Here is a 22,713-nt window from a genome sequence, read left to right as displayed (position 1 = left end):
TTTCTGCTTAGAGAGCAATCTGCTGGAGATCAACCGAGGGGCCAGCGCAGCGGGGGCCTTCGGAGGTCCACAGCAGGCGATCAATGCACATCTGGCGCACCTGCATCTGCGCATCCCAGGCGTGATACACGATATACTCCGTCCGTCCATCGGGACCTAGCACAATCGAGTGATGTCCAGGACCACGCACTTTTCCTGGCACACTACGCAGCACGCGCGCCTCGCTGCCCTCGCCCGTATAGGGACCGCGCACGCTGCTGCTGATAGCGTAATCTACCCCGTAGTTCTCGGTCATAAAGCTGGAGCCGCTATAGAAGCAGTAGTAGCGGCCAGCGTGCTTGCGTACACAGGGACCCTCCAGGGTGTGCCAATCGGCAGTGACACCATAGTGGGGCATGGAGCGCTGAGCCTCGAAGAGCGTCCAGTCATGACGTGCGCGCAAGACGGTTGTCTCCTCGCCAGCCAGGCGCGTCATCGTCGCTAAACGATCTATGACCAGCGCGGTCCCCTGGTGATAGCCATGCTCGGTATCGAGAAAGTCGCGAGCATAGAAGAGATACCACTGGCCGTCGTCGTCACGAAAGGGGTGAGCATCAATACAGAAGGGTTGAATTCGCGGATCGACCAGGGGCCTACCTGTATCTTGATATGGCCCCACAGGGGACTCGCTCGTTGCCACGCGCAGTTGGTGGCGCAGCCCTTTGCCAATCGAATAATAGAGGTAGAATTTCCCTCCATCATAGGCAACCTCTGGCGCCCAGAAGTCGTCTCCCAGCTCGGCAGGAGGCGGTATCAGCGCGCCTCCACAAGCCTGCCAGTGCACAAGGTCATTCGAGCGCAGGACCGGAAAAATATTGCCGTTCGCCTCGCGTTTCTGACCACCAGTGCCAAAGGCATAATACTGGCCCTCCCACTTCAGCACGAAGGGATCTGGCATATCTCCCTGCCAGACAGGATTGGTATAGTGCGTATCCACAAATAGTATCCTCTAAATTTTTCTTCTATTGGCTAATTGTAGCATACATCGAGTGGGACTGTTGAGGAGCTTTACAATCTTCCTCATACCACTTACCACCTACAAACCCGTGCCAAAACGCGATACAATATACGAGTATCTATACATATTATCGAAAGGGATAAAATATGTCTGAGACCACAGAGAACCTGCTTCAGCAAATGACGCTCCAGGAGAAGGTCGCCATGCTCGCTGGCGCCGATATGTGGCATACCATTGTCAATGATCGACTGAGCATCCCCGCGTTAAAAGTGAGCGATGGTCCTAACGGCGCTCGAGGTGGGGCCATGCAGGGAGGCGTCACCGCCGCCTGCTTCCCTTGCGGGGCCAATCTCGCGGCGACCTGGGATACCGCCCTGGTCGAACGCGTTGGGCAGGCGCTGGCCCAGGAGACAAAGAGCAAGGGGGCTCGCGTCTTGCTGGCTCCTACGGTAAATATCCACCGCACTCCCATTGGCGGACGTAATTTTGAAAGCTTCTCCGAGGACCCTTACCTCACAGCCAGGATGGCTGTGGCCTACATTCGCGGCATCCAGAGCCAGGGCGTCGGCGCAACCGTCAAACACTATGCCGGTAACGAGTCAGAGTTCGAGCGCTACAGCATCAGCACTGAGGTTGATGAGCGCACGCTACGCGAGATCTATCTTCCTCCCTTTGAGGCCGCCGTTCGTGAGGCCAACACCTGGGCCGTCATGGCCTCCTACAATCTCGTCAATGGTGTCGCTGCCAGCGAGCATCCAGAACTCCTGCAAAGCATCCTGCGCGATGAGTGGGGCTTTGATGGCGTAGTGATGTCCGACTGGTTTATGTCGGTCAAGAGCACCGCCGCCTCCGTGAACGCGGGCCTTGACCTGGAGATGCCAGGTCCCGGGCTGTGGCGTGGCGAGAAACTGCTCCAGGCCGTCAAGGATGGCGAAGTCACAGAAGAAACCATCGATAAGAGCGCCCTCCGGCTCCTAAACTTGCTGGAGAAAGCCGGAAAGTTCGCGCAGCCCGAGGAGGAGCCAGAGCAGGCGATTGATCTGCACGAGCACCGCGCCCTGATTCGCAAGGCCGCCGCCGAGGGCATGGTCCTGCTGAAGAATGAGCAGAACGCGCTACCACTCCAGCGCGAGGCGCTACGCTCCATCACCATTATCGGGCCAAACGCCAAAGAGGCCCAGATTATGGGCGGTGGTAGCGCCCAGGTCAATCCACACTACCGGGTCTCGTCCTTCGAAGGCGTCCTCGCCAAACTGGGCGAGGGGATAGAGGTTGGCTATGAGCAGGGCTGCACCAGCCACAAGCTACTACCTCTCCTTGATACTCAGTTCCTCGTTAATGAGGAAGGGGCCGAGCATGCTTTCTCGCTAGCATATTTCAACACAGCAACGCCGGAGGGCACACCTGTCCAGCAAGAGCAGCTTGAGACAAGCGAGCGTATATGGTTTGGTCCGCTGCCCGAGGGCATCGATCCCCAGCGCTTCGCCGTGCGCGCTACGGGGCGCTTCGTGGCCCAGGCGACCGGTACCTATACCTTCAGTCTCGTCAGCGCGGGTTTGAGCCGCCTCTTCATTGATGGAGTGGAAGTCATTGATAATTGGACCAGCCCGACGCCCGGCGACAGCTATTTTGGCATGGGAAGCACTGAAGTACGACAGCGTGTGGAGATGCAGGCGGGGCAGGCATATGATCTCGTGCTTGAATTTGGCAAAAGCGCGAACACCATGGCGTCTGCCGTACGCCTGGGCTGCCTGCCACCACTTCCCGAAGACATGATCGGGCGAGCCGCCGCCCTGGCCGCTCAGGCCGACATCGCGCTAGTGTTCGCGGGCTTAAATGGCGAGTGGGAGAGCGAGGGCTTCGACCGCGCCGCTATGGAGCTGCCAGGCGAACAGAATGAGTTGATTGCGCGGGTCGCGGAAGCCAACCCCAATACCATCGTGGTGCTCAATGCGGGTACGCCCAACGCCATGCCCTGGCTAGAGAAGGTCGCAGCAGTCGTACAGGCCTGGTATCCGGGTCAGGAGTGCGGCAACGCCATCGCTGATGTCCTCTTTGGCGATGTGAATCCCTCGGGCAAGCTGGCACAGACCTTCCCCGTACGCCTGGAGGACAACCCTGCCTATATCAACTATCCCGGCGAGAACGGGAAAGTACATTATGGCGAGGGACTCTTCGTTGGCTATCGCTATTACGATAAAAAGAAGGTCACACCCCTCTTCCCATTTGGCTACGGCCTCTCTTACACCAGCTTCGCCTATGGTCCACTGAAGCCAAGCGCCGGGGCGATAGGCGCCAGCGCCAGTCTCCAGGTCTCGCTGGACATCACCAATACAGGCGAGCGAGCCGGTAAAGAGATCGTGCAGCTCTATGTGCGCGACATCAAGGCGAGCCTGCACCGCCCCGAGAAGGAGCTCAAGGCCTTCACCAAGGTCGATCTCAACCCCGGCGAGACGCAGACTGTCACCCTGGAGATCGGGCGTGAAGCCCTGGCCTACTTCGATGACAAAGCCCATCAATGGGTGGCCGAGGCTGGCACCTTCGAGGTCCTGGTCGGCGCATCCTCCCAGGATATCCGTGGCACCGTTACCTTCGAGCTAACCGAAACCAGCCGCTGGTTATAGAGAATACCTATATCACAGAGGGGTAAAGGGTATAGTACCGGGTTGCCTGAGGCGGCCCGGCACTATACCCTTTACCCTCTGTGGTACTAATTACAAAGCAACGTCTACGTCCTGAACAAAGATTATCTCCCAGGGCTTTGCCAGCAGGTCCGCTGCTCGCTCGCGCAGAGCCTGGAAATGCTGACTGGCACCGTGGACCTCAACGGCGGCGCGATCCTGGTAGCGCTCAACGATGTGAAAGGTTGTCTCACCGTCACGGTTCCCCTGGAAGACGTCGTAGCGCAGACAACCTGGCTCCTGGCGCGAGGCAGCCGCGACAGTTTGCAGTTGCTGGCGTGTGTTCTCTACCTGATCTGGTTTTGGGGTGATCGTAGCAAGAATATTGACAGAAGTACTCAAAACCTGTTCCACCTTCTATTCGAACGCGGCATAGCCGCCATCGGTCATCACAATACTACCATTGATCGCGCGGGCCTCATCCTGGGCCAGGAGCACCACAGCATCGGCGATCTCCTTAGGCGTTTGCAGTTTACCGCTCATCTCCTTGCGCGCCAGGGCATCAATAATGCCAGCACCACGATAGCCTTGAATGATAGGGGTATCGACGACGCCAGGTGCCACACCCACTACACGAATACCAAAGGGAGCCAGTTCCAGAGCCGCAGACTGCGTCATCATCTTCACAGCGCCCTTGGCGGCATGATAGCTATTGACATCCTCCCCCCAACTCAAGCCGGGGATTCCTCGAGTCACCTCGAGGGTTTCCTGCTTCGCGGAGCCTTGCCAGAACGAGACAACACTCATCCGTGTTGGGAAGTTGGGAAGAATCGAGCAAAGGAGCGGAGCGTATGCCAAAATTACCCGGTCATGTCCTCATTTGGTCTCCTGAGGGCAGCATTTATGAACTTCATGCCCCTGCTTGCCCACCCGTGCAGTTCGTATCAGGAATCGAGGAGTCGTGGTTCTTCTGGTTAACGACGCATACTGCTTTCTCTTTCGGCTGGGGCAAAACCACCCCGCTCTCCGCGTGGGCGCACAGGCATCACGAGGCCGTCGCCTGGCTCTCTCTGGAGGCGTTGGACAACGATCCGACGCGCTTTTGGGTCTCACTGATCGCGGCTCTACGCAGGTGTTGGCCTGAGATTGGAGCGCGCGCGCTCGCCTTGCTGCAAGCTCCTGGATCTCTTTCTCCTGGCTTGACGATGCTCCTCAATGAGATGGCTGGCATGCATGGAGAAACCTCGCCCATTTTACTGATCCTGGATGATTATCATGTGATCAACGAGTCAACCATTCACACATCCCTGACCTTCTGGATGAGCATCTGCCGTCTCATGTGCATCTGGTACTGGCCAGTCGCGTGGACCCGGATCTTCCCCTTTACCGCTTTCGGGCACGCGGCCACCTGGGTGAAATTCGAGATACTGATTTGCGCTTTACACGACTGGAAAAAGGCGAGGTGCGCAAGGCCGCATACTACTATCAGCAGGGCCTTACCTACGTTGATGAAGACCAGGAGTTTTCCCGCCAGCATTTGTTCTTAGAAACAGGGGAGCCAGAGCCTTTCTTTCCTTCATCGACCTATCATAACCTTGCGCGTCTGGCCTATGAACGCAATGAATTAAGAGACGCACAGCGTTATCTGTCGCAAGCACTGGCTTTAAGAGAAAAGCCGGAAGAGGCAGTTCACCTTCTGGCATCAGGGGCACTCATCCAGGCCCGCCTACTATATGCTTCTGGAGAGACCGCCCAGGCTCTGGATACGCTCTCGCAATGGGAGATGCACACACCCTTTCCCTGGTCTGTGAGAGCCATCCGCGCCTGCCGGGCCCGACTGCACCTGGCAGATGGCGATCTCTCCGCAGTCGAACAATAGGCGCAGGAAAAGCAACAGGCTGATTTGTCCCAGGTACCCAAACAGGAGGAGCTCCCCTTCTTGCGCCAGCAGGAAGAAGCCCTGCTTCTCATGCGTTTGCACATTGCGCAGAAACGAGGGAAAACTGCATTGCAAGCATTGGCCCCCTGGAAAGAGAAGGCCCAGGCTCAGGGACGCAAACGGAGCGTTCTGGAAATCCAGATTCTGGAGGCCCTGGCTCATTCTGTCAGCCAGGAGCACAGTCAGGCCAAATCCTCTCTCATGCAGGCGGTAAGACTGGCTCACCCTGAAAACATGCAACGCCTCTTTCTGGATGAAGGCCCAGCGATGGAAACCCTGCTGAAAACGCTGCTGCCAGCGCTCCACGAGACATCCCTGATCTCCTTTGTGCGTACCCTCTTACACGCCATTGCCCTGGAACGCGCTCTCTTGTATACGGAGGAGACATCGCATGCCAGGAAGGGCTCCTTGCTGCTGGAGCCGCTGAGTTCGCAGGAGCAACGGGTCTTGCGTCTGCTGGTCGCCGGGCGATCGAATCCAGAGATCGCCCGTGAACTGGTGATCTCGCTTAATACCGTGAAAACCCATGTCCAAAGCCTCTATGGCAAGCTGAACGTCCACAGCCGTGTCGAGGCCAGTGAGGCGGCGCGGCGCCTGTCCTTGCTCTAGTTTCCCTTTCTCTTCCCTCACCCGCTCACAATCACCCCATGGGGTGATCTCTCCTCGCCCGCTGGCGCTTTATACTTTAATCATCTTGAACGAAGGAGGAACGCTCCATAGATGCGATACCGCATCATCATCGAAGGGCATCTCGACCTGTCCTGGCAAGAATGGTTTGAGGATCTTGAGATTATCCCATAAGCACCTGACAAAACAGTGCTCTGCGGATCACTGCTCGATCAAGCGGCACTCTATCGGGTTCTGCTCAAGATCAACAGTCTGGGTTTGACCTTGCTCTCTCTGGAGACAAGTGAGGCTGCGGAGGCGCAAGAACAGTCTGTGCGGGATACTGACCACCCCAATGCAGCAGCATCGAAGCAGTAGGATAAGCTTTAGCATCTGCTTTTTCTGCGGTCATTTCGTGATTCCAACGAAGTACCTTTCATTCATCTTTAGTGTCAATTTTACATGTGCCAGGAAAAGGAAAGAGAAATGTCGCATATCACATTAACCGATTTTGTCGAGACAACATTCAAGAAGTTCAACATTCCAGGCGTTGCCGTTGGGGTGTGGTTGGACGGTAAGGAGATCTATGCCTGCTACGGAGTGACAAGCGTCGATAATCCACTCCCCATCGATCAGAACACTCTGTTTGCTCTGGGTTCGATCACGAAGTCCTTTACGGCAACCACGCTCATGCGTCTGGTCGCAGAGGGGAAGGTCGAGCTGAACGCGCCGGTACGCCGTTATATCCCAGAGCTTCAGCTGAAGGATACACAGGCCGCAGACAAAGTCACGGTGCTGAACCTGCTCAACCACACCTCCGGACTAGACTGGAGGGCCAACGCCGACACCGGTGAAGGGGACGACGCCCTAGAGCGCTATGTGGCGAAGATGGCTGAGGTTGATCTGATCGCGCCGCTTGGTAGCCGGGTCTCCTACAGTCAGGCGGGGTACAACCTGCTCGGACGCCTCATCGAGAAAGTCACGGGCCAGACGTTCGAGCAGGCCGTTGCTTCGCTCGTCTTCGAGCCACTGGGACTGTCGCACAGTTTCTTCGCGCGCGATGACATCATGACCCGGCGGTTCGCGGTCGGACACGACCGCAGCCAGGGCGACACTCTGTCCATTGCGCGTCCGTGGCGGCATTCGCGCGGCGACAACCCTGGTGGGGGCATCGCATCCTCGACAGCAGACCTGCTGCGCTGGGGTCGGTTCCATCTTGGTGACGGCCACACAGAAAGCGGCATCCAGGTGCTCCCCACACATGTGCTGCATCAGATGCAGGATTCCACGGCTGAGTTGCGAGCGAGTACCCTTGGCGACGCTATTGGCCTCTGCTGGTTCCTGCGCAACGTGGACGGCGTGCGCACCGTCGGGCACGGCGGGTCGGCAAACGGCCAGTTCTCCGAGCTGCTTATCGTCCCTGAGCGCAACTTCGCCGTCATCTCGCTGACCAACGCTGGCCCGGATGGCATCCCCTTCAATCAGGAAGTCGTTCGCTGGGCGCTTGAGAACTACCTGGGGATCATCGACCGCGACCCGGAGCCAATCTCGTTTGATGCGGCGCGAGCCCAGGAGATTGTCGGCAGCTACGAGAACGAGATGATGACGTTTACCATTGACACAATTGGGGCTGGACTCAGGCTCGAGGTGTTGATAAAACCGGAGATCCGTGCGGCTGCCAACCAGGAACTGCCCCAGGACTACGCGCCGTTCGCTTTCGGTCTGCTGGCAGGCTCCAAAGATGAGTACATCATCACCGACGGCGCTCTCAGGGGGCAACGCGGCTTCTTCACCCGCGATAAGAGTGGCACGGTCGTAGGAGTAGACCTCGCTGGTCGCTTATTCAGTCGGGTCCAATAGTCTGGGTCTGCGAGGAACAGAACAGACAGGTCTCACCGTCATTGCGGAGACCCTGCCCGCCGTCCTGCTCAGTTCATTTGCCGGGGTCTTCGTCGATCGCTGGAATCGCCGCTGGACCATGCTGACCGCCGATCTCTTGCGAACCACCGTGCTCTTCCTCATGCTGCTGGTGCATAGCGCGGATCTGCTCTGGCTCATATACGTAACGCTCGCAGCGCAGGCGACCATCTCGCAGTTCTTTACTCCTGCATCGATGGCACTCATCCCATCGCTGATCGAAAAAGAGCACCTGCTGACTGCGAACTCGCTCTCATCGCTCGGTCAAGCAGTGACCCGCTTGATCGGGCCGCTGCTTGGCGGGGTCCTTTTCACCGTGCTGGGGCTCACCGGTTCCGTGCTGGCGGATAGCGCGACCTATGTATTTTCCGCAGTGATGCTTCTGCTCATTGCGCTTCCCGCGTTGGCATCTCTCAGCGCAGGGGCAGAGCAAAAAGAGCGCATTTCGGTCGCATTTTCGGCACTCTCCAAGCCGTCACATCGCTCGCGATGCTCATCAGTATAACTCTGAGCAGCAGTCTCGGCGATCGCCTGGGAGTCGTCCCCTGGATGACCATCTCGGGAGCGCTGATCCTGTTGTCAGGCTTCATAGCACTCCTCACCCTCCGCCAGGCCCGCCTCCCTCAGCTGGAGAAGCAGGCAGCAGAGGAGAAGAAAGAGCTGGTTCCTGCAAACTAATCTCGAAGGAGAGTGGCGAAATCGCCACTCTCCTTCATAAATTTGAGTTCTGATGATGTGGCTGATGTTCCGAGCTTGTTCAATGCGCCAGGTCGCGATATTACTACAGCCAATAGCGCGCGCTTTTCCGGCTTTGACAAGTCGATCAAACGTAGCCAGTGTTTCCTCCAAAGGCGTTTGGCGATCATAGATGTGAGCATAATTAATAGAGATCAATGAAGTCTGTACCCAGGCGTGCTAAGCTGCCCTCAACCGCTTTTTCAAGCGTCTGAGCAGAGAGCCCTTCTCTGTCCTCAAATCCTCCGTCTGGGAAAGCTGGTCTTGCCCCAACCTTTGTAGCCAGGACGATCTGGTCGCGATTTTTGCGGTCTTTCATTGTGCTGACCCCACCACATGCACATCCCTTACCTTCTAAGGCTCGGTTATATGAGCAACTGTGCGTTGATTAAACTACATAATGTTGCTAAACTAAGTGTAGGAGTAGGGTGGAGGGATATCACAACATAGATATTCCCCTGGCTCTGCGCCTGCGCTTCTCAACCGCTGGCTCCCTTGGCGTCACAGAGTGGTGGCTGGAACAACACCAGTCTCTCCCTATACAGGAAGTAGCATACAAGCTCCAACATCTACTACTACGCGTCATGAAAGAGACAACAGCCTGAACGTAAAAAACACACATTTGCAGAGAGGAGACGCAACTATGTATCTCACGCGACACCTTACCCCCCAGGGCATACGCTGGGCCAGGGATGGTCACGTCATCGTCGAGACCTTTAGCCTTAGCTCCTTACTCAGTCTCTCGGCGAAGGATATGCTCGCTACTCTAGAGGGACTCTCCACTGGCGAAGACCTGAAGGAACACCTGCTGGCGCCAATCGAGTCAGAGCAGGAGGTCTGGGCCAGTGGTGTCACCTATTTACGCAGTCGCGAGGCACGCAAGCTTGAGTCTGAAGTAGGGGATGTCTATGAGAAAGTCTATGACGCCACACGACCAGAGCTCTTCTTCAAAGCCCTGGGCTGGCGCGTTCAGGGCGAGCAGCAGCCACTACGCATTCGCCGCGATAGCGATTGGAATGTGCCGGAGCCAGAACTGGTGCTGCTCCTCAATAGCCAGATGGAGATTGTCGGTTACTGTGCTGGCAACGACATGTCCTCGCGCAGCATCGAGGGTGAGAATCCGCTCTATCTGCCCCAGGCCAAGGTCTACAACGGCTCATGCGGGCTTGGACCAGGCATCTTGCTGGCGAGCGCCGATCAGATGCGCTCTCTGCCCATCGCGCTCTCTATTTATCGCAACGGCACATTGATCTTTCACGATGAGGTAAGCACCGTACAGATGAAGCGCACGCTTGAGGAACTCGCCAGTTATCTGGGACGGGAGTTAGCCTTCCCTCGCGGTGCCTTCTTGATGACTGGGACTGGCATCGTACCTCCCGACCAATTTTCGCTGCAACCTGGCGACCAGGTACACATCCAGGTTGGCGGTTTAGCCCTGCATAATCCAGTGGCATAGAGAAGAAGATTGCCGCCCTGAACATGCAGTCCAGGGCGGCATTACTCTCTACTCTACCTCTACATTAACGCCACGCCAAAAAGCGACGTAATCCTTGATCTGCTTAGCCGCATCCTTGGGTGCGGGATAGTACCAGGCAGCATCCTTATTCGTCTTGCCATCTACCTCGACCGAGTAATAGCTGGCCTCGCCCTTCCAGGGGCAAGTTGTATGCGTACCACTCTCCTTCAAGTATTCACGCTTGACAGCATCGAGGGGAAAATACTGATTCCCTTCCACGACGACGCATTTATCGCTCTCCGCCAGCGTGACACCATTCCAGGTGGCCTTAACCATAAACTCTCTACACTTTCTAGCACGAGGTTCGTGCGTAAACGTTGTCCCTTCTCTAATAGACGATGCTACGATAGGGAACTGGGTAATTCATGAAGCTACAAAGGTGATAGGTAGCGACTGAATGACAAAGACGACGCCAGCTCGCACCGTGATAGGAAAATCCGGGACGCGCTGGATGTTCTTCAACTGGGTCAGCATCATCGGGAGGACAATCCTGGCCTCCAGACGGGCCAGGGGCGCACCGATGCAGAAGTGAATACCGTGTCCGAAGCCAAGATGGCGGTTGGGCTCGCGTTGAATATCAAAGCGATTGGGATCAGGAAACTGCTCTGGATCGCGGTTGGCCGAGGCCAGCCAGGGCAGAACGATAGAGTTAGCAGGAATACGCTGCCCACCAAGCTCCACCTCGGTCGTGGTGCGACGGAAGAGGAACCAGACTGGCGCGAGATAGCGTAGAACCTCTTCAATCGCCGCTGGCATCAAAGCTGGCTCCACAATCAGGCGCTGCATCGCCTCGGGATTCTCGGTAAAGCAGAGAATAGCGTTAGCAATCAGGTTCTTGGTCGTCTCCTGGCCAGCCGCCAGCAAGAGCAGGCAGAAGTTCACCAGTTCATCCTCACTCAAGTGCTCGCCATCGATCTCGGCCCTACTCAAGGAAGTAATTAAATCTTCGCGCGGTGAACGCCTGCGCTCAGCCAGGAGCCCCGCAAAGTAATCATACATCTGCTGACCCATTGCCTGGCGAGCGCGCAGCGCCTCCTCACGTGAGTTCACCTGCTCAGTTGGCTCAGAGATAGCCCAGCGACGAAAGATATCCCAGTCCTCGCGTGGCACGCCCAGCATCTCCGCGATGACTTTGGCCGGGAGAGGAAAGGCGATATCTGAGACCACGTCCATCTTGCCCAGGGACAGAGCCTCGTCCAATATCTCCTGCGTAATTTGCGCTACCAAGCCATCCAGGCGCGACACCGCGCGGGGCGTAAAGGCTACGTTAACCAGGTTGCGCAGCTTGCGGTGGTCTGGGGGATCTTTCGCCACAACCGTATCACGCAGGAAGGAGTCCTCCGAGAAGCCCGGCACGGCCTCAGAGGAGAAGTGCTGGTAATCGGTAACCACCTTCTGCACATCTGCGTAACGAAAGACCTGCCAGAGATGCGTCTGCTCATCCTGGTAGACAGGACTGGAGGTCCGCATCTGCTCAAACCAATCATAACTTTGAAGGATTTCTGTGAGCGTATTCACACGAAAAGGGGCGAAGCCACGTGCGCCACGATGAGTTTGTGGTTGTTGCATCTATCAACCTTTCTAAGCTGCATTGCACATACTTGTCAAACGCTGATTCCACTGTCATTCTCTGACCAACCAGTTCAGATTGTAGGCATCACTGTCGCCATTTGTCAAAGTGAGCAACATCAATAGTATCCAGATGAAACTAAACTGTTCTGGCCCTCTAGCTGCACGAAAAATGGCCAGCTAGAGGGCCAGCAATTCTCTCATGTCAATTGTCGAGGAAGCCATCAAGCTAGAGAAAGCTCATTTAAGCGGTCGCCTCCGTCTCCTCGTAGCGGCCACCCAGGTGCTTGGCGAGGAATCGCTCCGCCGCGATGTAGAACTTGATGCGGTTCTCGGGTTTGGCAAAGCCATGCCCCTCATCCGGGAAGAGCATATATTCATAGCTAATGCCCTTCTCCTTCATGGCGGCGACGATCTGCTCTGATTCGGCCTGCTTCACGCGGGGATCATTGGCACCCTGCGCGATAAGCATGGGAATCTTGATCTGATCGGCCTTGAAGAGCGGCGAGCGCGACTTCAGGAACTCCTCCTCGGTATCGGGGTTGCCCACGCGCATATGGAAGTTCGCCAGGAAGGTCGACCAGTAGGGCGGTATGGTCCGAATCAGCGTGATAAGGTTGCTGGGTCCTACGATATCGACAGCGCAGCAGAAGAGGTCTGGCGTAAAGGTTGCTCCGGCAAGGGCGGCATAGCCGCCGTAGGAACCACCATAGATCGCAACCTTCGCGGGATCGGCAATGCCCTGCTCAATGGCCCAGTGCACGGCATCCACCAGGTCATCATGCATCTTAGCGCCCCACTCTTTATTGCCCGCGTTCAGAAACTCCTTGCCATAGCCAGTCGAGCCTCGATAGTTGACCTGCAAGCAGGCATAGCCTCGATTAGCCAGCCATTGGGCCTCGGGACGATAGCCCCAGCCATCACGCGCCCAGGGACCACCATGCACATTGAGCACCAGGGGCAAGGGCTTTTGTGACTCGCCTGCTGGCAGCGTCAGGTAGCCATGAATGGTGAGGCTATCGCGAGCCTTAAAGCTCACTGGCTGCATCTGGGCCAGCGTGTAGTTGCTCAGCTCTGGCTGGTTGGTAAAGAGGAGGCGCCCACTCTTGCTAGCACGATCATAGACATAGTAGGCCACAGGGCCATCATCCACGATGTAGCCCACAATCCAGATCTGATCATTGTCATCACGGCTGATGATGGAGATATCGCCTGCCTGTAGCTCACGCAGCAGCTTGAAGTCCTCTTGCAAGGCCGAATCAAGCACGGTCCACTCCACGCGATCACGATTGAAGGCCACAGCCTGGATCTCGTAGGTATCGTGATGGATCATGATGCTGTCGACGTCATACTGCGCATCCTCCGCCAGTACACTCACATCTCCGCTATCGAGTGCGAGTTTGACCAGGCGCGAGGCGTTGGCGTTTCGTGAATCCTCCAGGTAGAGAGCGTTTCCATCCAGGGTAAAGCCAACGGGACCACTTGTGAGCGCGTCTTCAGAGGTCCACGAGGCAAGCTTGCGCCACTCGCTCTCCTCCTGCTCACGTACCAGCAGTTCGCTGCCGCCATCTGGAAGAGTGACGACCGCGCCACGCACCTTAAACTGTGTATCAATCACCCAGCTCGCGATATTGCCGGGATTCTTGGCCACTAGCTTTAACTCGCCCGAGGCGAGATCGAGATGATAGACGTCATGAACCTGGGGATTCTCTTTATTTAGCGCGACCAGTAACTCATGGGGGAAATGCTTATCGTGGCCAGTCAGGCGGGCCTGGACATTCGCAAAGGGAGTCAGATCGCGTGTCTCGCGCGTCTCCACATTCGTCAGGTAGAGGCGCCAGTTCTCATCGCCACCAGCATCCTGAATATAGCCGATATGCTTGTTATCGGCTGCCCAGAAATAAAAGCGTATACCGCGCTCTGTATCTTCGGTCACTGGCTGATAATCATCGCCCTCCAGCGACCCCACCCAGACATTCAGGACATTGTTCACGGGCGCCAGGTAAGCCAGGCGTTTGCCATCGGGCGAGATCTGGGGGCTGGCTTTGACTGGATTGCCAAAGAGGACCTTGCGTGGAATAAGCTTTGTTGTAGCATTATTTGTCATACAGTTCCCTTTCAACTAGACAAACTATCTCTGAAGTAACCAGAGCTACGCCTGACCATATTCAAACAGGGCAAAGATCTCGGCAGCCTGGCCAACATGTTCTTTCCCATGGTCTATAAAGTATACGATAGGGGCGGAGGTTGGTTGTTGGACCTCTTCTAACGCCTGCTCGGTAATATGCCACACGTTTTCAGCAAAGCTCCAACGTCCCACTCTTGGGGCCACTTCCCATCGCTCTTCGCCCAGGCGTTGCGCATACCAGTGCAAGTCCAGTAAGACAGTGGTCAGCCTCTCTCTATCCATTTGAGCGGCGTTATAGTGGTCAGCCAACAACTGGTAAGCTCTTTCAAGCTGGGAAAGCATCGTAGGAATATTAGGTCGCTCAAGTTTCATTAAATATTTATCCCTTGTATCTTTTTTTGATAGGCATACATAGAAGTATCTTACCATCAAATGGAGGCGGATTTTTCTCCGCCAGCATTTTTTTGTTCAAAGTGCACAAAAAACGAGTAGCTATAGAGCCAGGCTCTAGCATATAATGACAGCAGAGATAATTTTTCCCAATGGCAGAGGACGCTGTAAGCCTACGCTTACAACGTTTTTTCTATGCCAAAAGGATAGACGTACTTATATTTACACATCTGTATACCCGTAAAGGAAGGTCCTTCTTCAATGGCAACCGATACTGTCGTTGTTTCTGATCTTGAGAAGCCAATTGAGACACACGGTATTGAACGTGTGTCTCCTCAAGCGCGTGCGCACGTTCGCATTTTTGACAACTTTACCATGTGGCTCTCGGCCAACCTGGTTATTTCAACCGTCGCCCTGGGCGGCCTGGCAATCCCTATCTTCAAGTTAGGCTTCTGGGATGGGCTGGCCATTATCGTCCTTTTCAACATTCTAGGCGTCTTGCCGGTCGCGTTCTTCTCGACGCTGGGTCCCAAGCTGGGCCTGCGCCAGATGACGATCTCCCGCTTCTCCTTTGGCTGGGTCGGCGCCATCATCATGGCCCTCTTCAATGTCGCGGCCTGTATCGGCTGGTCGGCCGTGAACGTTATCGTCGGTGGTCAGCTCGTCTCCGCCTTAAGCAAGGGCGCGGTACCTGCCTGGGTGGGCATCGTCGTCATTGCTGCACTGACGACTGTTATCAGTATTTACGGTTACAAATATGTCCATCGCTATGAGCGCTTCGCCTGGATTCCCATGGCTATTATCTTTGCGCTCCTGGCGATTATTGGCGGTCCCAAGACCACTATTGTGCCAACGCCAGCGATGAGCCTGGCCTGGGTCGCGGGTCTCCTCTCCTTTGGTGGCGCGATCTATGGCTTCGCGACTGGCTGGACCTCATACGCCGCTGACTACAATGTGAACCAGCCTGAAGAGACCTCGGCCGCGCGCGTCTTCTGGCTGACCTTCCTGGGCGTAACCATCCCTTGTATCCTGCTCGAGACCCTGGGGCTGGCCCTGAGCACAGCCACAGCCTATGCGGGAAAAGAGGGTGGCGATCTCCTGGCCGCCGTCCTCCAGCCCCTGGGTGGCTTTGGAACCTTCCTGCTAGCGCTGCTCACGTTGAGCGTCGTAGCCAACAATATTCCCAATGATTATAGCCTGGGTCTGACCATGCAAGTACTGGGCAAGGGCTTCCAGAAGATCAATCGCGCCATCTGGACTCTGATTGGCGCCGTCATCTACATCGCGATTGCTATTCCTATCGCAGGGAACTATAGCAGCGCCCTGGACAACTTCCTCCTCCTCGTCGCCTACTGGCTGGGTCCCTGGGCGGTTATCCTCTTCCTGGAGGATCGCCTCTTCCGCCGTGGCAAGTACAATGTGGATGACTGGAATACGGCCAGCAAGCTTCCAATTGGCTGGGCCGCGCTGGTCTCCATGGCCCTCGGCCTGGTAGGCGTCTATCTGGGCGCCTCGCAGCTGCTCTTCACCGGCCCCCTGGCTCAGGCCCTGGGCGGTGCAGATGTTGGTTTTGAGCTGGGCGTCGTCTTCGCCTGTATCGCGTACCTGATCCTGCGCCCCCTGGAGCTAAAGCAGAGCAAGCGCTAGGCGAGGAACTAATCTCACGTTCTCGACCGACGCTGCTAAATACCCATAAAGGGCACAGGGGCACGCGCCTACATATGATGGTACCATTATATGTAGACGCACATACTTTACAGCACAGCGTCGGCCACTTGTGCTCATACGCACAGAGACAGGTGGTAATTTTCTGGATGCCGCACTGGCTTACAGGAAACTACCACCTGTCTCTCTTTGTACAGACTAGAGAGGATTTGAGTATCTAATGCAATACGATATACTCATTCGCGGAGCGCGCCTACACAGACATGAGGATCTTGTGGATATCGCGGTCAAGGATGGCCTCTTTGCGCGGATAGGGACAAACCTGGATGCCGCTCAGGCAGCACGAGCCATCGAGGCCGAAGGCAGGCTGGTCTCACCGCCTTTTATTGATGCGCATGTGCACCTGGATGCCGTACTCACAGTCGGCCAGCCGCGCTATAATGCCTCGGGGACACTACTTGAGGGCATTCAGATCTGGGGTGAGCGCAAAGGCAGCTTGACTGTTGAGGATGTTAAGCGCCGCGCCCTGGAAGAGATTCGCTGGGAGGTCGCGCAAGGAACGCTCTATATCCGCAGTCATGTCGACGTGTGCGACCCCAATTTGACGGCTCTGAGAGCGTTACTAGAGGTACGTGAAGAAGTCCGCGATATCTGTGAGCTACAACTGGTGGCTTTTCCCCAGGATGGCATCTTCTCCTTCCCCGAGGGACCGCAACTCATGCGTCGAGCCATGGAGCTAGGTTGCGATATCGTGGGTGGCATTCCGCATCATGAGTGGACGCGCGATATGGGCGTTGAGGATGTCCATTATGTCTTCAAGCTCGCCAAAGAGTTCAACCGCGACATTGACTGCCACTGCGACGAGACGGACGATCCTCACTCGCGCTTTACCGAAGTCATGGCCGCGGATACGATGAAGCAGAACTGGCATGGGCGCGTGACCACCAGCCACTGCACCGCCATGCATTCCTACGACAACGCCTACGCCTTTAAGCTGATGGGCCTGCTCAAACGTGCCCAGATGCACGTGATCGCCAATCCCTTTGACAACGTTGTCTTACAGGGGCGTTTCGATACCTATCCCAAACGCCGGGGTATTACACGCGTCAAAGAGCTTCTAGCCAACGGCGTCAACGTCGCCCTGGGGCATGACTCTATCATGGACCCCTGGTTCCCCCTGGGACGTGGGGATATGCTCGCGGCCGCGCAACTGGCGCTCTTTCTCTGCCATATGAGCGGCTACGAAGAGATCAATGACGTCCTGGACCTCATTACAAGCAATGGTGCGAAGGCATTACGCATTGAGGATCGCTATGGGATTGAGGAGGGAAAGCCAGCAGACTTTCTCCTGCTGGATGCGCCTTCCGCCTTTGAGGCCCTGCGTTTGCTGCCACCCCGTCTCTATGTTTTCAAGGGAGGAAGAGAGGTCGCACGAACCACGCCCGGGCAGAGCTATGTTCGACGTGCTTCCGAAGAGGAGGCACAAGCAATCACCTTCCGTCCACTGGCTTAAGCAACGCTCTTTACTCAGATCTCAGGGTAGGAGGTGTAGACGCGTGGTGCGGGCAAATTTGCCCGCACCACGCGTCTACACCTCCTACCCTGAGCACCGCAGGCGCGAAAGGTGAACATTTAAGGTGCCCTCTACCTATAAAGTGGTATACTTGACAATCAAGAAATAGATCAGGTACCATCAAAATGTTTACAGCAATACAATAGTCATAGAGCGCGCAACCTGGAGAAACAACGCTATCTGTAAACGCTTCCGTGGTTGGCGCTTATATTCCTTGCAAAGAAGTGAACTAAATGCCTTTACGTATTATCCAAGTAGGTGTAGGTGGCTGGGGCCACTCCTGGACAAAACTCGTTCTAAACAATGATCTAGATGTAGAACTGGTCGCGTGCGTTGACATGAGCGAGAAAGCTCTACAGCGTGTGCAAGAAGCTTATACCCTACCTGCTCAAGCATGTTTCACTGATCTGAAAGAGGCCTTAAAAGGGGTTGATTGCGACGCGGTACTGGTCACTGCTGGCCTGAACGCTCACGTTCCGCTGGCGCGTATAGCCCTCGAACATAATAAGCATGTACTGGTTGAGAAGCCTTTCGCGCCTACACTGGAAGAGGCCGATTCCCTGGTCAAATTGGCTCGGGAGCGTGGTGTACACCTCATGGTCAGTCAGAACTATCGCTTCCAGCCGACGGTTGCCGCGGTTGATGCTCTCTTGCAAGAGGGGGCGCTGGGAGAGATCTCCACCATTAATATTGATTTCCGTCGCTATGTCAATGTACCTCGCGATGCCTACATCTATTATCGCGCCTGGCAACCGCTCCTGGTCGACATGGCAGTACACCACTTTGATCTGATGCGCAAACTCCTGAAGCAGAAGCCACAGCGCATCACCTGCCACGCCTGGAATACCTCCTGGGACCAGTTCGATGATCCATCCTCGGCTGCCGCCACCATTGAGTTCAGCGGCGGTGCAGTGGTAAATTATCGGGGAAGTTGGGCCAGTACCAGCCCGCAAACTCCCTGGAACGGCGAATGGCGCATCGAGTGCCATAACGGCTCCATTGAGTGGACGGGACGCGGCGACACGCCAGCCGACGACCGCGCTACAGTCTACACCATCGGCGAAGAGGGCGCCAGCCTGGCTTTACCCGAGGTTCCCTACCTCGACCGCCTCGGCAGCCTGGCGACCTTCATCCAGTCCATTGAAAGCGATACCGAGGCCGAGTGCTCCGGACGCGACAATCTTGGCACCCTGGCGCTGATGTTCGCAGCCGTAAAGGCCGCCCAAACCGGCACCCCCCAAAGCATCCTCTTGCCCCAGGAGTAAGGAGCCAGAGATGAATTGTAGGGTCCAAGCTGGCATGGACTCCGAGGCCCGCAGGCCGACACCCAGATGTGGGAAGGTTGCTACACTCGGAGCCCAAGCTAGCTTGGACCCTACATGACTCCTGGACTTCGTGTCAAATCCTCTTCTACTTTCAGAACGGCTCCCCCATCTCTCAACGTATTATGATTATATACATATCATCTGAGGAAGGATAGCTTATGCGCAAAGTAGACATTCAGCAGCAACGCACCACCTTCGACGAAAAGCACTTCAAAATTCAAGAAGCCACGCTTCGCTTTGAGAAGTTCAATGGGCAGATGAGCGAGCCAGTACAGCGACTCGTTTTCGAGCGTGGAGACTCAGCGGCAGCCCTGCTCTTCAATCGAGATACTCAGAAGGTCATTCTCATTAACCAGTTCAGGTACCCAACCTATGAGAAGGGGCCAGGCTGGCTTACAGAAGTCGTGGCGGGCAGCATCAACGAGAACGAGCAGCCTGAAGCCTGTATTCGCCGCGAAATCCATGAGGAGATCGGCTACCAGGTACATGACCTGACCTATATCGCGACCTTCTACGTCTCCCCGGGAGGCTCCTCTGAACGCATCATCCTCTACTATGCCGAGGTAGGGAACGCCGACCAGGTCGCGGTTGGCGGAGGCGCGGCTGGCGAACATGAAGATATCGAGCAGGTAGAACTATCCCTGAACGAGCTGTGGAGCCTGCTGGAACAAGGAAAGATTAATGACGCCAAGACCTTGATCGCCGTCCAATGGCTACAGCGAAAGCAATAGATGTTGATTAAGAACAGTTTCCGCTCAGCAAATATCGGCGAACTGACAACATTAAGCGTCAAGATGGGAGTGTGGTAGATGCCGAAATTAGATCGTCTAAACATCAATAGCAATGGTTCCGTCGAAATCTGGCCCAGTATTCTGGAGGCGTAAGTCGTCAAACAAGGCAATTTTACCTCGTTTGACGACTTACGCCTCCAGATTCTGGCCTTCATTGCAAGTGGACCTACGAGACGGAACGCTCTGACTCGGGGAGAGCGTTACTCCTCGGCATGCTAGCTCTGAGCAGGTTTGGTGATATAGGGCTTGGTTGGGTCCCAATCGGTGAACTTGTAATCGTCTGGGCTAACCTTGAAGCCCTTCTGTTGTGCTACCTTGACGGCATCATCCTGGGCCTTCTGCATACGTCCTTCTATGTCGGAAAGGGCGGCATGAAGATCCTGAAGCTGACCGGTATAATAGCCAGCGATGACATCATCCAGATTGGGCTTGACTGTCTGCACCTCCACATGCGCCGTCTGAGGATTGCTTATGCTGGGATCAGGAGCAGGCAGTGCAAACTTGCTGAGACCAACAAACTGGGCAAATGGTTTGAATTTGATCTTGCTGGAATCGTTATTCTGGGGGAAGGCCGAGAGATCCTCGTTGAACTGCTGCGTCCAGCGCTTGCCAGCATCCACGCTATACAGCCAGTCGAACCAGGCCCAGGCCTCTTCGGGATGCTTCGTCTGCGCGGGAATAGCCCAGAGGGTGCCACCTGGACTTGTAGGGAAGTAGCCCTTTGGCGTTTCCGTGGGGCAGAGCAACGTCGTCAACGAGTAATCGGTGAAGTTATGCGTGGTCCATTCGGCCTGGTTCCAGACACCTCCAATGGTCATTCCGTACTTGGCGCGCTCGAAGTAGGCACGGCTAACCTCGTCAGAGATACTTACCGCGTTCGGGTAAACATAGCCTTTGTTTTTCCACTCTTTGAAGAGGCTGATGAATTCGTAATAGTTGCGATCCGTGCTATAGGTGTATTTACCTACACGGTAATCCATCGTATAACCGCCGCCAACCGCGCCGGCCCCCAGGGTGAAGACATGCGTGAGCCATTGGAACATGCTTCCTCCACTGTTGCCAAAGCCCAGACCATAGGTACTGCCACCACTCTTCTTGACAATGGTTTCGGCAGCATGCGTCACATCATCCCAGGTTCTGGGTATCTTCACGCTACCATCGCTATTGACCAGGCCAGCATCGCGGAAGACTTTATTACTAATATAGAGCTGCAGCCAGGGAGCGGCACCGGAGATCGGAGCGGAGTAAAGCTTCCCGTTAAACACATTGTTTCCTTCGTGGAAGGTGCCTTCAGGGAACTTCGCTTTCCAGGCAGCATTGGCCCACTTATCGACCGGCATAAACCAACCCTGCGAGACTTGAATATTGAAGTTGGGTTGGCCAGGAATCATCGCCACATCAGGAGTATTGTGACTCTTCACGGCCAACGCATAGAGATTGGCATAGGAAGAGCTCAATTGGATCGTCTTTTTGATCTTGATGCCGGAGTGCGCTTTCTCGAACAGCTTGATCTCATTGTCGATCCAGGGTGCCTGGCTAACAAAATAGTCCCAATAGTTGAGTGTGATCGTTGATGAAGAACCGCCACTACTACCACAGGCTGCCAGGGCACTACCCAGCGTAGCAGCCCCCGCTGTAGCCGCAGCCGTTTTCACGAAATTGCGCCGACTGAAACGAGATGAAAAATCCATAACGATAGGCTCCTTTGCTTACGAAATAAAGTGGTTGAATATGCTTTACTTGCTCTTCATTGAATGCCAGATAACACGTGTCGACGTATTGTCAGCCTGTTGGCCTCACCTCCTTGCAGACTCCCTATCTCGCAAAATGTAGCATAGATAAGCTTACCTGTGCCTAAGTGGTGAATTCACATAATCTGTAGGGTCCATGCTGGCATGGACTCTTGTGCCCTGAACGTCGCTTCGCTCGCAGTCCATGCCAGCATGGACCCTACAGGCTCTTGCGACCACGAATTTGGCGACTGCACCACTAAGATTATGGAGGAGGCAGGCTGGAAACCGACCTCCCATCCATGTCACTATGATTTGACGGCGCCAGCCACGCCATTGATGAAATAGCGCTGTAGCAGAATGAAGACCACCATAATGGGACCCAGAGTAATCACCGAGCCGGCGGCCAGGTAGGTCCAGTTTGTGCTATTTTCGGCGATAAAGGCATACATACCCACTGCCAGGGTACGCAGTTCAGGAACGCCCAGCGTAAAGACAAGGGGAATGAAGAAACTGTTCCAGGCACCGATGAAGGTAAAGAGGGCCACCGTAGCCAGCATGGGTCCGGCCAGGGGAAACATCACCATCCAGAAGCGCTGGTTGAAGTTTGCGCCATCAACGCGTGCCGCATCCTCAATCTCGCGCTCCATAGATGAGAAGTAGCCCATGAACAAAAAGGTGCTGAAAACCATGCCGCCAGACGCCTGCACCAGAATGACCGAGGCCAGCGTATTCAACAAGCCAAGGCGCTGGACAACATCGAAGACAGGAATAATAGTATAGCCATGCGGGAGAAAGAGCGTCAACGCGATGAGCCCGAGCAAGAGTTTCTTGCCAGGAAACTTCGTACGTGCCAGCGCGTAACCAGCCATCGCGGTAAAAAGCAGCACCACGATGACGGTTGTTCCCGCCACGATGGCGGTGTTGAAGAAGTACTGGCCAAAAGAGGCCTCATTCCAGGCATTGACATAGTTAGACCACTCGACCTGCCGAGGGAAAATATTCAATCCCTGGTCAAAGAAGTCGCCGTTGGTCTTCAGCGAACTGCCCAACATCCAGAGAAATGGGTACATCCAGATAAGACCACCGACGAGCAGAATGAGGTGGGTTAGCCCGATGCCCCCTTTCTGGCGAAGTTTGTAGAATGACCCGCGGGGTCTTTTTTGCTTCTCTGTTATAGAAGAAACACTCATCAGAAACCTCCCTGTACA

The 22,713-nt window shown here is 55.5% G+C and carries 22 protein-coding genes and 3 pseudogenes; 14 read left to right on the top strand and 11 right to left on the bottom strand.

Translation table 11 applies throughout. The features are described 5' to 3' along the window. Positions 1–7: 7 nt before the first annotated feature. Positions 8–976: a glycoside hydrolase family 43 protein gene (locus tag JMJ16_RS42275; protein WP_201391378.1), complete on the bottom strand. Its 969-nt coding sequence runs from the start codon at positions 974–976 to the stop codon at positions 8–10. A 167-nt stretch (positions 977–1,143) separates the two neighbouring features. Here JMJ16_RS42275 and JMJ16_RS42270 point away from each other — a divergent pair, with 167 nt between their 5' ends. Next, positions 1,144–3,621 (top strand): glycoside hydrolase family 3 C-terminal domain-containing protein, encoded by a 2,478-nt coding sequence (locus JMJ16_RS42270; RefSeq protein ID WP_201391377.1) that lies wholly within the window; start codon positions 1,144–1,146, stop codon positions 3,619–3,621. 90 nt (positions 3,622–3,711) lie between these two features. On the opposite strand, the gene JMJ16_RS42265 is transcribed toward JMJ16_RS42270, so the two are convergent. After that, complete coding sequence (locus JMJ16_RS42265) at positions 3,712–4,020, bottom strand: putative quinol monooxygenase (protein ID WP_201391375.1); 309 nt, start codon at positions 4,018–4,020, stop codon at positions 3,712–3,714. A 15-nt stretch (positions 4,021–4,035) separates the two neighbouring features. Beyond that, positions 4,036–4,335 (bottom strand): annotated as a pseudogene (locus tag JMJ16_RS42260) (SDR family NAD(P)-dependent oxidoreductase); the annotation flags it as partial. A 134-nt stretch (positions 4,336–4,469) separates the two neighbouring features. Here JMJ16_RS42260 and JMJ16_RS42255 point away from each other — a divergent pair. The 7 genes and pseudogenes from JMJ16_RS42255 to JMJ16_RS55060 all read left to right on the top strand — a co-directional run bounded on the left by JMJ16_RS42255 (position 4,470) and on the right by JMJ16_RS55060 (position 8,758). Continuing rightward, on the top strand, positions 4,470–5,165 hold the full coding sequence (locus JMJ16_RS42255; protein WP_236601933.1) for a hypothetical protein: 696 nt from the start codon (positions 4,470–4,472) through the stop codon (positions 5,163–5,165). Continuing rightward, positions 5,081–5,791 (top strand): annotated as a pseudogene (locus tag JMJ16_RS55070) (transcriptional regulator); the annotation flags it as partial. The gene JMJ16_RS42255 and the pseudogene JMJ16_RS55070, both read left to right, overlap by 85 nt. Continuing rightward, entirely contained in the window at positions 5,792–6,166 is a 375-nt protein-coding gene (locus JMJ16_RS55065; protein ID WP_307813387.1) for a LuxR C-terminal-related transcriptional regulator, read from the top strand. Between the two features lie 207 nt (positions 6,167–6,373). Beyond that, positions 6,374–6,541, top strand: a complete 168-nt coding sequence (locus JMJ16_RS56520; protein WP_307813347.1) for a hypothetical protein — start codon at positions 6,374–6,376, stop codon at positions 6,539–6,541. 84 nt (positions 6,542–6,625) lie between these two features. After that, positions 6,626–8,023: a serine hydrolase domain-containing protein gene (locus JMJ16_RS42240; protein ID WP_307813345.1), complete on the top strand. Its 1,398-nt coding sequence runs from the start codon at positions 6,626–6,628 to the stop codon at positions 8,021–8,023. Further along, on the top strand, positions 7,995–8,585 hold the full coding sequence (locus JMJ16_RS42235; protein ID WP_201392326.1) for an MFS transporter: 591 nt from the start codon (positions 7,995–7,997) through the stop codon (positions 8,583–8,585). Before JMJ16_RS42240 ends, JMJ16_RS42235 begins: the two co-directional genes overlap by 29 nt. Further along, complete coding sequence (locus JMJ16_RS55060) at positions 8,570–8,758, top strand: hypothetical protein (protein WP_236601932.1); 189 nt, start codon at positions 8,570–8,572, stop codon at positions 8,756–8,758. The genes JMJ16_RS42235 and JMJ16_RS55060 overlap by 16 nt, the downstream gene beginning before the upstream one ends. A gap of 120 nt (positions 8,759–8,878) precedes the next feature. Here JMJ16_RS55060 and JMJ16_RS57545 read toward each other — a convergent pair. Both JMJ16_RS57545 and JMJ16_RS42225 read right to left on the bottom strand, forming a co-directional pair. Next, positions 8,879–8,929, bottom strand: a pseudogene (locus tag JMJ16_RS57545) (hypothetical protein); the annotation flags it as partial. A gap of 31 nt (positions 8,930–8,960) precedes the next feature. Next, a complete protein-coding gene (locus tag JMJ16_RS42225; protein ID WP_201391366.1) occupies positions 8,961–9,134 on the bottom strand; it encodes an aldo/keto reductase in 174 nt (57 codons plus the stop codon). Between the two features lie 109 nt (positions 9,135–9,243). Here JMJ16_RS42225 and JMJ16_RS42220 point away from each other — a divergent pair, with 109 nt between their 5' ends. Continuing rightward, positions 9,244–9,420: a hypothetical protein gene (locus JMJ16_RS42220; RefSeq protein WP_201391364.1), complete on the top strand. Its 177-nt coding sequence runs from the start codon at positions 9,244–9,246 to the stop codon at positions 9,418–9,420. Between the two features lie 38 nt (positions 9,421–9,458). After that, positions 9,459–10,271, top strand: a complete 813-nt coding sequence (locus JMJ16_RS42215; RefSeq protein ID WP_201391362.1) for a fumarylacetoacetate hydrolase family protein — start codon at positions 9,459–9,461, stop codon at positions 10,269–10,271. Positions 10,272–10,319: 48 nt separating this feature from the next. Here the strand turns inward: JMJ16_RS42215 and JMJ16_RS42210 are convergent, their stop codons facing one another. From JMJ16_RS42210 to JMJ16_RS42195, 4 genes are all read right to left on the bottom strand, one after another. Beyond that, positions 10,320–10,607, bottom strand: coding sequence for a DUF427 domain-containing protein (locus JMJ16_RS42210; RefSeq protein WP_201391360.1), 288 nt, complete (start codon positions 10,605–10,607; stop codon positions 10,320–10,322). A gap of 87 nt (positions 10,608–10,694) precedes the next feature. Further along, complete coding sequence (locus tag JMJ16_RS42205) at positions 10,695–11,900, bottom strand: cytochrome P450 (protein ID WP_201391358.1); 1,206 nt, start codon at positions 11,898–11,900, stop codon at positions 10,695–10,697. Positions 11,901–12,144: 244 nt separating this feature from the next. Further along, positions 12,145–14,007 carry a S9 family peptidase gene (locus JMJ16_RS42200; protein ID WP_201391356.1) on the bottom strand — a complete coding sequence of 621 codons (1,863 nt, stop codon included), beginning with the start codon at positions 14,005–14,007 and terminating at the stop codon, positions 12,145–12,147. A gap of 45 nt (positions 14,008–14,052) precedes the next feature. Then, positions 14,053–14,400: a hypothetical protein gene (locus JMJ16_RS42195; RefSeq protein WP_201391354.1), complete on the bottom strand. Its 348-nt coding sequence runs from the start codon at positions 14,398–14,400 to the stop codon at positions 14,053–14,055. Positions 14,401–14,679: 279 nt separating this feature from the next. On the opposite strand from JMJ16_RS42195, the gene JMJ16_RS42190 reads away from it, so the two are divergent. The 4 genes from JMJ16_RS42190 to JMJ16_RS42175 all read left to right on the top strand — a co-directional run bounded on the left by JMJ16_RS42190 (position 14,680) and on the right by JMJ16_RS42175 (position 19,712). Then, entirely contained in the window at positions 14,680–16,065 is a 1,386-nt protein-coding gene (locus JMJ16_RS42190) for a cytosine permease (RefSeq protein WP_201391353.1), read from the top strand. A gap of 238 nt (positions 16,066–16,303) precedes the next feature. Next, entirely contained in the window at positions 16,304–17,596 is a 1,293-nt protein-coding gene (gene codA, locus JMJ16_RS42185; protein WP_201391350.1) for a cytosine deaminase, read from the top strand. A 293-nt stretch (positions 17,597–17,889) separates the two neighbouring features. Beyond that, a complete protein-coding gene (locus JMJ16_RS42180) occupies positions 17,890–18,921 on the top strand; it encodes a Gfo/Idh/MocA family protein (RefSeq protein ID WP_201391348.1) in 1,032 nt (343 codons plus the stop codon). Positions 18,922–19,139: 218 nt separating this feature from the next. Then, complete coding sequence (locus JMJ16_RS42175; RefSeq protein WP_201391346.1) at positions 19,140–19,712, top strand: NUDIX hydrolase; 573 nt, start codon at positions 19,140–19,142, stop codon at positions 19,710–19,712. A 275-nt stretch (positions 19,713–19,987) separates the two neighbouring features. On the opposite strand, the gene JMJ16_RS42170 is transcribed toward JMJ16_RS42175, so the two are convergent. Next, positions 19,988–21,463, bottom strand: coding sequence for an ABC transporter substrate-binding protein (locus tag JMJ16_RS42170; RefSeq protein WP_201391344.1), 1,476 nt, complete (start codon positions 21,461–21,463; stop codon positions 19,988–19,990). Positions 21,464–21,810: 347 nt separating this feature from the next. Next, the gene (locus JMJ16_RS42165) at positions 21,811–22,695 is read right to left on the bottom strand and encodes a carbohydrate ABC transporter permease (protein ID WP_201391342.1); all 885 of its coding nucleotides are present in this window, start codon (positions 22,693–22,695) and stop codon (positions 21,811–21,813) included. Between the last annotated feature and the right edge of the window lie 18 nt (positions 22,696–22,713).

Source organism: Ktedonobacter sp. SOSP1-52 (assembly GCF_016587395.1).
Note: the sequence above shows the minus strand (reverse complement) of the source record. Positions and strands in the feature narration are given on the sequence as shown.